We start from the raw sequence: 14,724 nt of genomic DNA on the forward strand, positions 1-14,724 counted from the left end.
TCACGGTTTCTCAAATACCCAGATGCCGAAGGGCATCCTGCAACATGGCCGGCACATGCCAGCCCAACGCGGCCTGCAACAGCAGCACCACACTCACCAACACGGCGGTCGACACCACGGCAAAGCCCAAAATCAAGGCCCACACGCTCAAGCGTGCCACAGTTTGCTCAGAGCGGGACAAGGCCCGTCGCTCCCGGCCACCCAGCAGCACCACATAAAATTCCCAACGCCAGATTTTAAACGTCCAACGGCAGTCGACCGCATGACGCCCCCAAGCAGCCACATCCCGCCGCTCCGGCGCCACAATTTCATCCCGTTCCGCCACACTGGCACGCAAAGCCGCCAAGCCCGTACCCAGCAGATAAATCGTCACCGCCCCGGCCACACCCACAATATCCGCATACCAATCCTCCAAGCTGGGCACATGCCCCTCCTGAAACATCTGGTGAATTTCTTCCGCCCCACCGCCCAAGATCACCAACACCGAAATCCACACCGAGGAAACACGCAAGGACCAACGCCCAAGCCACCAGATGATGAAGAACACGGAGGCGTGCAGGACTTTGTCCCAATTGGCGTAGATGGCGCGGGATTCTGCCTGGCTCAGGCCCCAGTACAAACCAAATATCAGCAAAACAGAGATCAGCGAGGGCAAAAATCTGAGGGGCAATTTCATGATTAACTCCCGACCAGACTCAACGCAAAAGGAAACTCTGATTCACTGAGGTAGGTACTTGGTTAACAATAACTCATACTCACTTAATACCTGAGGCCAAGTAAAAATCTCTAAAAACCGCTCTTTACTTTTTGCACGCAATAGTTCGAGTTTTTTTGGATGAGTAAGCAGTACATCAAGACAATCAGAAAATCCGGTTGCACCTTCAAAATACATAGCCCCATTACCAGCAACCCAACGGTTGAAGTGGTTATCATGTGCGATAACTGCGTTGCCAGCACCAAGCGCCTCAACCAAAGAAGGATTCGTTCCACCCACTTGGTGGCCGTGGACATAAGCTGCACTAAAAAATCTTAACGCTCGAACAACCTTTTTATCGTAAATTGCACCGACAAAACGCACCTCTGCACTAGCTGCATTTTTTACGGTGCAATGATAAGGATTACTCGTCGAGTAATCTCCTAAGACAACCAGCTGCACCCCCCTAATTTTCGCAGAAAAACCACGAACAATTTCAAGTAACGAATTTTCTGGCTCAGGGCGTGCAACAACAGTTATAAACTGACCAGGCTCTAACCCAAGTGCTAAAACAGGTGTCAAATCAGCATGAACAACAGAATCTGCACCATAGGGAATCATGGTGACCTTTTCAGCTCTCACGCGTGTCTGCAAATGTCTTTTGATTTGTGGATGATCAGCAATTAAGTGATCGCCCAACCAACACCCAATCCAATCGTTAAGCCAAAACCACAGCTTAGCCACCTTGCCCCACTTTGCTCGCCCCCACTCGATGCCATCCATATTAATCAGATTGGGGATACCCTTAAAGCGCAACAAGGAGGAAAAACACGCAGTGTTGTAACCCAAGGTTAAACATAGATTGTCAAATCTAGAAGCATGAACTATTGCTCTCCAGTCAAAGACAATCGTTCCCTTTGGTCCAGTTTGCGCAACAGGAATATGTACACGCTCAACCCCCTGCCAAATATCCTCAAACAAAGGGCCACTCCCATCCTCTTGGCAATACACCACCACCCGCCAACCACGCTCAACAAGAAAAAGCGCCAAATATTCAGCGAATGTCTCAAAACCACCATGAGCAGCCGGAATGCCACGTATTCCAAGGATACGCAAGGTTTTAATACTCATAAATATTCCGTTCAGTCATTGCCTTAATTAAATTTTCGGTTCGATCAAGCTGCTCATCAAGAGAAAACAACTTTCTCTGTCTTTCAAATCCGTTCCCCCCAAGGCAGCTCCTTAATTTTGGAGAATTAATTAATATCTCAATAGCATCTGCAAGATTGACTACATCGCCAGGCTTGAAAACAAGTCCAGAAATTTTATCTTCTACGATATCCAATAATCCACCATGCCCAGCCACTACCACCGGTTTAATTGACGACATGGCTTCGATAGCAACCAATCCAAATGGCTCAGGCTCAGTCGAAGGCACAACTGCAATATCAGAGGCATCCCAAACATTCCAGACATCTTCTGTAAATGGCATCAAGTGAATATATTCCTTGGCATGCGAATTAAAAATTTGCAGTTTGAGCATCTCAACTAAACTCTCGTGTCCGGGAACAGCACCTCCAACCAGTAAGTAATGGACATTACGAATTCCCCTGGCCCAGAGAATTTCAGCTGCATCAATTAGCAACCTCTGCCCTTTCCAGTGATTGATACGACCAACAAGTGTTATCAACAGCTCATCAGCCCCCACATCCAAACTTTTGCGCAAAATCTCAGCACCAGACTTATTCACGGGAGGCCTAACCCCTTGTCCATTCCAGATAACAAGCATTCGTTCGGCAAGCGCAGGTTGATTATTGAGCAGCCAGCGCCCAGTCATTGTTGAATTACAAACCACCTTGTCTGCCAACAAACGTAACAAGCACGGAAATCCCTTCTGGACAAGCCAAGGAGACATCAATAGCTCATGGACATGCCACAAATGAGGCTTTCGATTTAGCTTTGCCCAAACGGCCCCTCCAAGCACTGCAAGAGTGTTAGAATAAACAAGATCGATATTCCTTTTTCCCACCACCTTATTAATCGCACGCACTGAACAAAAAAGGCTGAAAGGTAGTTTTAAAATACCTCCCGCCGTTAGCATCTCTCGATTTAATTTTACAACTGGAATAATATGTGTTTCAATCCCATTATTTACCTTTAGAGCATCAAAGAGAGCCCCCTCCTCTGGCAAAACAACAATAGGACGAAACCCCCGCTCCCTCATACCTAAAACTAAAGATAACAATACTTTGTCGGAGCCATACATTTCAGCCGACTGATGAACGAACAGAACTGTATTACCAGCCCCTTGTTTTGTCGGGGGATATAAAGTATGCGCTGGTGAGTACTTGGTGGCAGCCAAATGTATAAGTTGAGCGAGTCGAGCTGCATACCCCTCAACCGAAAATAAAGTTCGTTGCCTCTCTTGCCCGGCTCGCCCCATTCGCAGCCGAAAATCTTGATCAAGCAGCATTTCTTGCATTGCTGCAGACAATGCACTCGCATCACGAGGCATAACTAAACGCCCAGTCTCCCCGTCGAGAACAATATCCAACAAACCACCATGCCCAGCAGCAATAACGGGCTTTGCAAAGCCCATAGCCTCAATAGCAACACGTCCAAAGGGCTCTGGTTCTGTTGATGGCACAACAACCACATCTGCCGCGACCCACACTGAATTAATATCTTTTCGGTACGGAATTAATTTTATTCGTTCAGCGCAAGCTGACTGATTAATAACAGTCTTCAACTCACGCTCATAATATTCCTTCCCGTCAGGTGCTGAACCAACAATCACAAGGTGAGCCCGCCCCCCCTCCTTATCAAGCAATTGATCGAAGGCTTCAACTAAAAGCTTATGACCTTTCCATGCATTAATTCTGCCAACCAGCACAAAAATGACATCGTCATTATAGACACCAAGCTCTTCTCGAGCAGTCTGCCGATTAATTTCAACCTGAGGAACAGAAAATCCGTTCCATACTACCTGATACTTATCTTCTGCCGATTTAAGCTTTATCCACTCAAGTGTTTGTTGAGAATTACAGACGATTTTTTTTGACAGCTTGGCGACTATATTTCTGAAGAAGAAAGTTAATATTCGTGACCCCAGCAATATTTCGCGCACATGCCAAACGTGTGGAACGCCCCATATACGTGCTACTAAAGCACCGCCGAGCACCGCCACTGTATTGGAATAGACCAGATCAAAGCCACCATCAGGACGGGCACTGCTAAGAAAATGAACCGCACGCCATGCTAATCTAAAGGTATTCAGTAAGCCTGTCATCGAGAACATGCCCCGATGAATTTTGCACACTTCACCTACGATTACGCTAGCTCCAGCCTTTTCAAGTTCATCAACAAGTATGCCATGCTCAGGTAACGCGACAGTAATGCGTATATTATCTCCACAATAACGCACAAAATCTAGCAACGAGCGATCTGACCCATACAAATCAGCCGACGAATGCACAATTAATATTTGCAGCACTATATTAGCCATGGCAACTCAATATTTATTTTGAGCTACAACTTCAAGAGCCCGCCCAACTGAAGCAACCGAAAAGCCTTCACGGGCTGCCAAACGAGCAGCAATATCAACTGACGGAAAAACCAGTTCCTCACAGACGGCTTGAGCGAATGCGTTTGGATCATCAGCTATTCTAAACAACCCCTTAAATTCAGGGGGGAGGCCTCGCGTTCCTTGAGTTGCAGTTACGATAGAGGCATCGGTCATCAACATATCCAGCATCTTGACCTGTACGCCACTACCTGACATTACTGGATTTACCAGCACCTTCGCACCAAAAAGATAAGGGGTTGGATCTGGCACATTTACTGTAGCATCTACACCCATGCTTTTCATTAGCAATTCCATGATGAATGGAGTAGGATTTGATCCTATTATTCGACAGCGAACATTAGGGAATCTTGTCCGCACTAGCGGCAAAACCTCCGTCACGAACCATTCAACCCCTCGCACATTATTGGGTGTACCAAGATTACCAATGAAAACGATATCACCTTCAATATTAGGTGATGATTGTCGATTCAGCGAAAGCTCCGGCAAGGGCGGCAGCCAAAAAATATTTTTAATTCCATTGGCCTGCCAATACTTCATATCATCAACTGAAATATCAAACACAGCTGCCGCTTGCTGCATTGTTTTCTTTTCAAAAGTCTCAAGGCCTAAACACGACAACCTTAAGGCCAAACGGTCTCTGAATTTAACAGCAATTTTGGACTGCCCCCGCATATAAGCAAACTCAATATTGTGAGAACGGTATAAAATTGGCACATTTAATTGGCTAGCAATACAATTTCCAAGCACTCCAAGCCAAGGCCCATCAAGCCATAAAGCTTCAGGCCGAAAGGCACGAACACTCTCGATCAGCTTTTCAAATGAATTGGCATCAGGAATTCTTGTAGAAGCGTGCCATGGCACAAGAAATGACCGCAACAATCGAAGCAAAGTTAGCCAAAAACCTCTTCTGATTGAGTAATAAAATTTAGCTTTAACTACCCCATCAATTACAGCATCAACCTCAGCACTAACTGCACCTAAACCACTATCGATCGGCGCAACCAACATAACATCATGTCCAAGCAAAGAGATTGCTTGGATTCGCCTCCAAACATCAGCGAGGCCTCCTCGATTTGCAGGAAAAGGTACATTTGGAGATAGAACCACTACACGCATGTTTAATCCTCTGTTGGCCGTATCTCTGCCACCTGATCCAAGCGGGAACGAACGACACGCGCAGGCACTCCAGCGAGAATGGAAAAAGAAGGGAAATCACCTCTAACCACGCTCCCTGCTGCAATGACACATCCATTACCAACCCTTGCCCCATCCAGAAATGTTGCTTTTGCACCAACCCAACAATCATCTCCAATTTCAATGCCAATTCGAGTTACACCCTGCTCGCGAATTGGTTTTCCAAGGTCATCGAATTGGTGATTCTCCGAATGAAAACTAACATATTGCCCCATAATCACATTTGATCCAATACGGACACCACCACCACAGCCAATAAATGAAAAACCACCAATACCAGAGTTTGCCCCAATATTGAGTCCCATTCCAATATTAGTTAAAACACCAGTAGCTTGAATTATTGTCATAGGCCCAATATTGCAGTTATCCCCTAAAAAAACACCGCATTTTGACAAGGCATCAATAGAGACACCATCTTGAATAGTGACGCTACGGCCAATCGCAAGGTATCTCTTATTTCTCAACTTAACTCCACGCCCCAAAAAGCAAACCTTTCGAATCCGAAGCAACCCTCTAAGCAATAAAATAAATCTATTGGTAGCCAAGGACAGAAGCGACATGGTCTTCAAATTTCGATCAAGCTTATAGCTCCTTCCTTTTAACCTAACCGCAACATAATCGAGAAAAATTTTGATCAAAACAAACCCCAGAAATTGCTCATAATATTAAAAATTAGTCTTTAACACACCAAAAGCATTTATTTTAAAACCAGCACACAAAATACATCTCAACACACTAGAATTCTATCGCATTAAATTTTAATATTTTTCTTACCCGAACATTGAAATAGCATTTCAGAAAATTCACACAAGCCGCAGCAGACCTTATCTATCTCCGCCACCAACCTCAAGGTTATTGATGAAAATATTTAACACTTCTGGCTTGACGTATTCAGCACCAGCAAGCTCTGGCGCATCATCTTTCTCCACTATTGCCAAATGCCTAGCACCAAAAATATAGTTTCCCTCAACAATATTACCGCGTGCATTATGCAGATATATACCTTGACCGGAATTAACAACAATGTTATCCCGCACCGTTGTTGCACGAGTCCACTCATCGAGATATATCCCAGAAAAATAATCGAATACACCAAATTTTACTGTGGTGTCACCCACCACATCGATTACCGTATTTCTAGAAATAACAACCGGAGCCCGCAGGTCATTCGAGCCACGACGCCAAGTATAAATAGCGCCGCAATCAGAGAGAAATAAGCATGCCGACTTCACGATATTTCCATGAACGCGCGCATCTCCAGCTACCCGAATACCGATGTAGGCTGAGCGCAAAACTTCATTTTCATTAATCGTTGCAGACTGTGTCCGGTGAGCGTTTATGGCTGCCAAGCTCGACCTAGGCCCAAGATAAATCCCCGAATTTACAACCATATTGTGGTTAACCAGTGCTTGAGCCACCTCGGCAAAAAAAATACCATCAAGCCCACTATCCTCAATATGTGAATTAGTTATTTGCACTTGAGGGGAGCCAAAAACTGCAACTCCATTTCCTACCGAACGAGTAATTAGCACATCGTCGATTTTGACCATGCCATCTAGCTTCAAGTTAATTGCATCTCCGCCTGCAGAATCAAGAGCAACTCCCTTTATGGAGACAGAGCCTTTGCCTTCTATCTGCAACAAATGGCCACTAAGGACAACTGCGATTGGCTCTACTGACCAAGTGCGAACGTGCAAGGTTTTTGAATCATAGTCATAAGCCCAACCACTACCCTCTCCAATCATCCATGCCTTGCCTGCTAGATAGAAACCAGACTTCGGTCGTAGCGGGTAGCGAAAATCTCCTTCAATTACTCCATCTTCACTAACAATTGTTTTTTCTTCAATAAACCACTCCTGAGTACGCGCATAAACGCTAGCACCAGCTAGCTTCTTTCCTCTCAGCGACTGGATGACCGGGATACGATCATTGGAGCTTATGGCATTTTCAGGGAGAATTAGATAACCGGACTCTGGGAAGCGAGCACGTGGAATTGGCGAATTTCCAGAAAATACTTGAACAACTGGTCCTTCCATCTTTATCGACCGTAAGGCCCTCCCACTACCCTCCAATTCAACTAAACTACGGCCATGTATAACAGGGCGCTCTTTAGTTGAACAACTCCCATACTGACTGATCGTCAGAGTGCCAGTAGGTTTATTTTGAAGCGATAGACGCAACGGCCCCTGAAATCTCTCACCACACGCAAGAAAAATGCGGTCACCCTCCTGAAAAGTCAATTGTGATAAAGGCCTCAATGTTGCAAATGGACCTGAAGTGCCCAATTGGTTTTTAACTACAGCGGACTGGCCATCGGCCATATCACTGCCCTTAGCAGTAACATAATAGTCAGTAGACCATGCTAGCTGTCCAAGTCCCAGTAATATTATGCATAAAATCAAACATATCAATCGCAACAAACTGTAAAAATGAGAAATCAAGTCGTTTCTCCAAGTATTCGACGAATTTTTAGCTCTAGGCGCAAAGCCAAATGACCTAGTACCCAAAGCGGTCGAGGGCAGTAGCGAGCCCGGACAGAATCACGTTCATTTTCACAAAATTTTCTATTTGCCACGTGAGCACCAGCATCATTAAACAAAGCAATATCTCGAGCAAGGTATTTCAGGGGCTCTTTAGCCTTGAAAACACGAATAAACCAGTCAAAATCCGCATTGAAACGCAAACTAAGATCGAAGCTACCATATCTCTGAAATAGAGAATTTCGAACAAACGTTGCCTGATGACAAAGATCACTAAATAGCAGGCGACGGCGGGTCAGCCAGTGAAAGCGCCTGCGCCTATAACCGGAGTTACCGTAATACACAACATCACCGTAGACAACAGCAGGGTTTTCGGCGTTACTGATTGCCAAATCAATCGCCTTCGAAACTTCAGCCAAAACATATTGATCAGCAAAAAGGTCTCCTGCATTCAGAAAAAAAACCCATTCACCACTAGCTCGAGCAACCGCCTTATTCATGGCATCGTAAATACCCTGATCAGGCTCACTCAGGTAAATATTAGGCTCCTGCAAAGATAACCATTTACCCGTACCATCAGTAGATGCACCATCAATTACAATCCACTCGTAGTCAGTATAAGTTTGATTACGAAGAGAGTTAACGGTATCCGGCAGAAGAGAAATCGCGTTAAAACAAACTGTCACTATAGAGAATCGAGGGGTATTACCCGTCAACCGAACACGCGAGTTCATGCTCGCTCCTTCTGATTTCTCTGATAAATTGCCATTAGTTCAGTAAGGTGTGTCTCCACATCAGAGGGACTACCATTACTGTAAGACTTAAAAGTGCGCTCAGCCAGCAAGGAGTTAACCAATTGTTGCAAGTCATCAAAGAGTTGCAATTGTCCAACATCGGCATAGCGCATCAACTCAGGGGTTCCACCTCTTGCAAGCGCAAAACAAGTTTTACCCAAGCGCAGAGCCTCAAGCGTAACAAGTCCAAAAGCCTCCTCCCAAACTGAAGGTACAATGCACACACTTGAATTCGCAGCCGACAGCAAGGTCTCTTGCTGTGAAATATGACCCAAAAAACGAACTCGAGAGGAAGCGTATTTACGCTCAGACTCTTTGCGCAGAGGTCCATCACCACAAATATTTATCGACCACCCAGTTGGTAGCCTTGGAACAAGCAAATCTAATAGTTGAGCGATACCTTTTTCCAGAACAAAACGCCCCGCAACATGAATACCTATCTCTCCAGATGGCTCAGTTCGCAACGCCTTTTCTCTAACCCTTAACAAACACCCTTCATCATAAAAATTATGAATTATTTTGCTATTCAAAAAGCGCGAATTAGGCATTGTCCTTAGATAGTTTCTCCTCAGAAAATCAGAAACAAAGATCACAGGATGTAGCGCATAGGCACGCTCCGTTTCTTTACGATAGCGATTGACTGCAATTGCGCTTATTATTGTTCGGAAGAAGCCAGGATTAGAATGAATGCATTTTGCACATGCGAATGGGGAACGGTCCACACACACCCCCCCATCCCGAAAACGGGTATCTATAATGCAATCACCGCCCTGATCATGGCGAGTCTGAATAAAATTGATTTTTTGGGGAATATAATACCCAACCATAGGATGATGCCCGTGGTAATGCACGACGTCAAAATCTTTTCCAAGCCGCCGAATCGCTTCAGCTATATGTCTTGCAAAATATGGCCGCTTCAAAGGATTGAAAAAGCCAAGCTGAATCTCTTTCCAACCTTTGAATGGGTTTCCAAAACCAGAAATAAACGGACCACGAAATCCCATTTCCTTATTGCACTCATCGTCGTAACTCGGCGAATCGCGCCCCATTAATGTCACCTCATGGCCGGCATCAATTAGTGCATTACCTAAGGCAATGAGTTGCTTTGCAAGACCACCGAGTTTAGCAGCTGGCAAATCCTCTGACACTAATAAAATCTTCATTTCGAACCCATCATTAATTAATCCCAAATCGGCTCAATAACAATTTTCTATGCTTTGGCAAACATACCTTCCACAACCCACCCAGAACTAGGATCATCCCCATTACAGAACCACTGGCAATCAGTTGCATCCAGCCACGTTGAGCTAGAGGCATGAGTAGCATACCGATCAGAGCTACAGGAATTAAAATTATTAGAGTTGGCTTATAGGCTTTCAAACATAGGGTACTAATAGCAACAGGAACAGTACGTCCGTGAACATAGAGAACAAAAGCCAAAGACATTACTATTGAAGATAGCAAATGTGCCGCAGCAGCCCCTTCAATACCAAAATTGCAAACACCCACAAAAATTAAAGCCAATCCTAAAGCAGCTCTCATTAGTGCAAATAAGCCGCTGACTTTGGGGCGCCCCAGGCCATCATTGACAAGTGAAGGTAGGTTAGTCAAAGAATCCACCCATTGTGCCAATGTGATCATGACCATTACCGAGCCACCAGCCTGAGCAAACTCAGGTGTTAGCCACAGGGAAAGGATAGGATATGCCATAGTTGCCAGAAGCAATGCGATGGCACCATTTAGGAAAAATATGTAGCGTGAAGCCAATAAATAATCACTCTCAAGTTCGTCTAAACGCCCTTGTGCAGCAAGCGTACTCGCATGCGGAAACATGACTCCCGAAAGACGAAATACCAGCGACATTACACGATTAGCAAGCGTTACGGGTACAACATAAAAAGTCAATGCAGTTACACTAACACGAGCTCCAATAATAATTTTATCGGCATTTGCATAAGTCAGTGCAGCCAAACGACTAAGAAAAGAATACGCGCTAAACGACATTATCATTTCGCAAATATCCTTGCTCGGCGTAGCCCATCTAAATTCTGGAATCAGTTCGCGCAACATGTAGCATATAAGCAAGGCCTGCAAGAGGCTCATCAAAACACGTAGCCAAACTAGTTCTACAAGTCCAAACCCACTGTAAAGTAAGCCGATCGTTAGCAGCGGAACAATTGTTCCAAAGCAGGCTTCAATACGCCCCGAGATGTCGTATCGCATCAGAGCACCAGGTAGACTTTGGAGATACGACTGAATCTGCCCAACAAAAAAACCAAGTGCCGCTATTTGAATAGCTGCAACCGCATCGAACTGCTGGCCAATTGGTAGAGCGAACACACTGGAAATGAGAGTATGCGCAGAAAAATAAAGTCCAAACATACCAACCAAACCAATACCCGCATATATCAAAACACCAAAACAGATTGTCTCATTCAATCGATTTTTATCACCGGAAGCATTGTACTGAGATACATATTTAGTTGAACTTGCAGTAATATTAATGTCAAGCAAAGAAAAATACCCAACAATTGAAGTAATTAGTGCCAACAAGCCATAGTTATCAGAACCCAGAATAGAGACAATATAAGGAATTGTAAAAATTGCCAGAAGCGCAGGTACAACTGCGCCAAGCAAATTAAATCCGGCATTTTTCAACAAAGACATTACCCACTCTTTTTAAGGCAATAAAACGCAAACGCGATGTACGGAAGAGCAAATGCAAATGCAAAAAGCTGCATCGTCCTATATTCAATAACAGGAGTACCAAAAAACCAATTTGGCAGCATAAATAAAACACCTGCCACGCCAGCCATAGCAACTCCTTTATCAGACCTACTCAAAATCAAATATTTTGCGCGCACAAATTTTGAAAATGAATAAATAACAGCAAAAGAAAGGAAAACACCGACCAATCCCATCTTTAAAGCAATATGCAAAACTCCGCTATGCATCCAAGTAAAATCATTCTCATGAAATTCGAGCTCTGCGAATGATGAACCATCATAACTACCCCACGTACCGAGTCCGAACAACAGACTATCCTCAATTGCAATATAAGCCGCATACAACTCAGCAAATCTTCCCGTATCAAACGACAGTTCACCATCCTGAAAAATATCCGGAAAAACTGATTGCAAACTAATCTCACCAAAATCAACATTTGATCTTTTAGCCAGCACAACCATAATAACAGGAAGCCCAATCGCTATTAGTGAGAAAATCATCTTGAATCTCAAAGCTTTTGGTTGGCACGCAGCAAATAAAAGATACGCCAAACCAAGTCCGATCCATGCCGTCCTACGGTACGAAAGAACAACAACTAAAATTTCAACGGCAAAAATTGCCAAAAACAATAAACGCTGAGTGAATTTTAATTCACCATCACAAACCAACCTCCACAGCACTAAAAATGCTGCCACAGTTGCAACGAAACTGTCGTTAATATCGAAAAACGTCAACTTAACATCAAGACCTTGATTGTTCGCATAGAAATTTGATGGATCTCCTCCAAGAAAAGCATATCGAATCAACCCCCAAAGCCCGCGACAAAAAGCAAACGCCAAAAAAACCCTAAAAAATAAATAATAATTTTTTTCTGTTTTTATTGAAGAAACCAAAGCAAAGAAAAATATTGAAAAATTAAATATATTTAACACCCCCTTGTAGGAAACAACATCAAAAAAAGCCAGGCCTTCAACAAAAATCCCATAAAAAATATTACACAAAAACAATACAAAAAACGAATTTGCATGAACATTAAGATTATGAAAACCCACATTTACGCCATAAAATCTATCAACAAACGACGAAGCAGCTATATAGAACAAAAAAACATTAACCAATGAAATATACAAATAACCAGTCCCTTTGTTATATATATTATCAACTTGCGAAAGATCAGAAATCAACATCCCCCATCCGTTTTGATTCTCAAAAACAACAAGAACGGACATATACACAAGTAAAAAATAAAAATTTGCTTTCAATCCTGATGAAAAAAAAGCATAGATAACCATACCAAGCACCAAAACAACATACAACAAAACATTAGCTTCAATCATACAAACCTTCGAGCATTAAGAAAACGGGCAGAATTAGCTCACTTCAGTTTAAATAGAAATCAAAATACTTTCTCTCTAAGAACTGCGCTCAAATATTGACCATATCCATTTTTGAGTAAAGGCTGAGTAAGTTGCTCAAGCCTTACACCATCGATCCAGCCCGCACGGAACGCAATCTCTTCCGGACAGGCCACTTTGAGACCCTGGCGGCGTTCGATGGTCGCAATGAACTGCCCCGCCTCCAGCAAGGAATCATGCGTCCCGGTATCCAGCCAGGCATATCCCCGGCCCATGATCTGAACGTTGAGCTCGCCCTGCGCCAGATAGTGCGCGTTCACATCCGTGATTTCCAGCTCACCACGCGCCGAGGGCTTGATATCCGCCGCAATGTCGCACACCTGACGGTCGTAGAAATACAGCCCCGTCACCGCATAGTTGGATTTCGGCTGCTTCGGCTTCTCTTCAATCGAGCGCGCACGCTGCGTAGCATCAAATTCGACCACGCCGTAGCGTTCCGGGTCCTGTACGTGATAGGCAAAGACGGTTGCGCCATCCTCCTGTGCCGCTGCTTCGCGCAGCTTGAGCTGGAAATCATGGCCGTAGAAGATGTTGTCACCGAGTACCAGCGCACTGGTATCGTTGCCGACGAAGTTTCGCCCCAGGATGAAGGCTTGAGCCAGCCCATCCGGGCTCGGCTGAACGCAGTAATTGAGATTCAAGCCCCATTGGCTGCCATCACCCAGGAGGGATTGGAAACGCGGGGTATCCTGCGGCGTCGAGATGATCAGAATGTCGCGGATCCCGGCCAGCATCAGCGTGGTCAGCGGGTAGTAGATCATCGGCTTGTCGTACACCGGCAACAGTTGCTTCGACACCGCCAGCGTCGCCGGGTGTAGCCGTGTGCCGGATCCGCCGGCCAGAATAATGCCTTTACGCATGACTAAATCTCTATTTCAGAATTTGTTGAAGAATATGGTCGAGGCCCTGCTCCCACTGGGGTAAGCAAAGACCGAAAGTCTTTTGGAAGTGACTGGAATCCAATTGCGAGTTGGCAGGGCGTTTTGCAGGCAAAGGATATTCAGCAGTCGTAATTTCCTTAATGGCTTCAGGCAAAAGCTTTAATTGTTTTCCTGCCTTAAGTGCTGTCTGACCAATATAACGCGCATACGCATTCCAATTTGTCAGGCCACTCGCCACGACGTGGTAAAGCCCCAACGGAAAACGACTCACTTCTTCTTGTTGATAGCGCGCGATGAGTTGAGCGGTCACATCTGCCAGCAGAGCTGCGGAAGTAGGTGCGCCCCACTGGTCGGCTACAACACTGAGTTGTTCTCTCTCAGCTGCCAAGCGGAGGATGGTCTTGGCAAAGTTATTTCCATGCGCACCGACAACCCAGCTTGTACGGAAAATCAGTGTCGCCGCACCAGATGCCAGCAAGGCCTGCTCACCCTCAAGCTTGGTTTTGCCGTAAACACTCTGAGGATTCGGAGAATCGGATTCGCAATAGGCACCGGCCTTCTTCCCGTCAAAAACGTAGTCGGTGGAGTAATGAATGACCAGTGCGCCAGATTCTTTTGCCAGCTCTCCAAAAATACCCGGGGCACGTGCATTGATGGCATGAGCAAGTTCTTGCTCAGTCTCCGCCATATCCACAGCGGTGTATGCAGCTGGATTCACTATGACATCAGGGCGTACGTCATCGACTAACTGGCGAATGGCATCTGGATTAGCGAGATCGCATTCGGCTTGATCGACGGCAACAACCTCGCCAAGAGGCGCCAAAGCACGTTGCAATTCGAATCCAACTTGACCGTTTTTACCCGTCAGCAAGAGCTTCATGCTGCTGCTCCGTACTGTTTGCCCAGCCATTGCTTGTACGCACCGCTGGTCACATTGCTCACCCAGGCCTGGT

Annotated in this window: 12 protein-coding genes; all 12 read right to left on the minus strand. The window is 45.1% G+C overall.

Annotation, left to right across the window (positions count from 1 at the left end; genetic code table 11):
* Positions 1-10: 10 nt before the first annotated feature.
* The 12 genes from AACO21_RS05055 to rfbD all read right to left on the minus strand — a co-directional run bounded on the left by AACO21_RS05055 (position 11) and on the right by rfbD (position 14,651).
* Complete coding sequence (locus AACO21_RS05055; RefSeq protein WP_346191405.1) at positions 11-676, minus strand: VanZ family protein; 666 nt, start codon at positions 674-676, stop codon at positions 11-13.
* A 42-nt stretch (positions 677-718) separates the two neighbouring features.
* On the minus strand, positions 719-1,825 hold the full coding sequence (locus tag AACO21_RS05060; protein WP_346191406.1) for a DUF1972 domain-containing protein: 1,107 nt from the start codon (positions 1,823-1,825) through the stop codon (positions 719-721).
* Entirely contained in the window at positions 1,815-4,199 is a 2,385-nt protein-coding gene (locus AACO21_RS05065; protein ID WP_346191407.1) for a glycosyltransferase family 4 protein, read from the minus strand. The genes AACO21_RS05060 and AACO21_RS05065 overlap by 11 nt, the downstream gene beginning before the upstream one ends.
* A 6-nt stretch (positions 4,200-4,205) precedes the next feature.
* Positions 4,206-5,396 (minus strand): glycosyltransferase family 4 protein, encoded by a 1,191-nt coding sequence (locus tag AACO21_RS05070; protein ID WP_346191408.1) that lies wholly within the window; start codon positions 5,394-5,396, stop codon positions 4,206-4,208.
* Between the two features lie 2 nt (positions 5,397-5,398).
* Positions 5,399-6,034, minus strand: coding sequence for an acyltransferase (locus AACO21_RS05075; RefSeq protein WP_346191409.1), 636 nt, complete (start codon positions 6,032-6,034; stop codon positions 5,399-5,401).
* Positions 6,035-6,298: 264 nt separating this feature from the next.
* The gene (locus tag AACO21_RS05080; protein ID WP_346191410.1) at positions 6,299-7,915 is read right to left on the minus strand and encodes a right-handed parallel beta-helix repeat-containing protein; all 1,617 of its coding nucleotides are present in this window, start codon (positions 7,913-7,915) and stop codon (positions 6,299-6,301) included.
* On the minus strand, positions 7,912-8,688 hold the full coding sequence (locus AACO21_RS05085; RefSeq protein ID WP_346191411.1) for a glycosyltransferase family 2 protein: 777 nt from the start codon (positions 8,686-8,688) through the stop codon (positions 7,912-7,914). Before AACO21_RS05085 ends, AACO21_RS05080 begins: the two co-directional genes overlap by 4 nt.
* The gene (locus AACO21_RS05090; RefSeq protein WP_346191412.1) at positions 8,685-9,911 is read right to left on the minus strand and encodes a glycosyltransferase family 4 protein; all 1,227 of its coding nucleotides are present in this window, start codon (positions 9,909-9,911) and stop codon (positions 8,685-8,687) included. The genes AACO21_RS05085 and AACO21_RS05090 overlap by 4 nt, the downstream gene beginning before the upstream one ends.
* A gap of 13 nt (positions 9,912-9,924) precedes the next feature.
* The gene (locus AACO21_RS05095; protein WP_346191413.1) at positions 9,925-11,415 is read right to left on the minus strand and encodes an oligosaccharide flippase family protein; all 1,491 of its coding nucleotides are present in this window, start codon (positions 11,413-11,415) and stop codon (positions 9,925-9,927) included.
* The gene (locus tag AACO21_RS05100) at positions 11,415-12,812 is read right to left on the minus strand and encodes an O-antigen ligase family protein (protein WP_346191414.1); all 1,398 of its coding nucleotides are present in this window, start codon (positions 12,810-12,812) and stop codon (positions 11,415-11,417) included. The genes AACO21_RS05095 and AACO21_RS05100 overlap by 1 nt, the downstream gene beginning before the upstream one ends.
* A gap of 59 nt (positions 12,813-12,871) precedes the next feature.
* Complete coding sequence (gene rfbA, locus AACO21_RS05105; RefSeq protein ID WP_346191415.1) at positions 12,872-13,750, minus strand: glucose-1-phosphate thymidylyltransferase RfbA; 879 nt, start codon at positions 13,748-13,750, stop codon at positions 12,872-12,874.
* 10 nt (positions 13,751-13,760) lie between these two features.
* The gene (gene rfbD / locus AACO21_RS05110; protein ID WP_346191416.1) at positions 13,761-14,651 is read right to left on the minus strand and encodes a dTDP-4-dehydrorhamnose reductase; all 891 of its coding nucleotides are present in this window, start codon (positions 14,649-14,651) and stop codon (positions 13,761-13,763) included.
* Positions 14,652-14,724: the final 73 nt, after the last annotated feature.

Source organism: Dechloromonas sp. ZS-1 (assembly GCF_039649255.1).
Classification (GTDB): Bacteria; Pseudomonadota; Gammaproteobacteria; order Burkholderiales; family Rhodocyclaceae; genus Azonexus.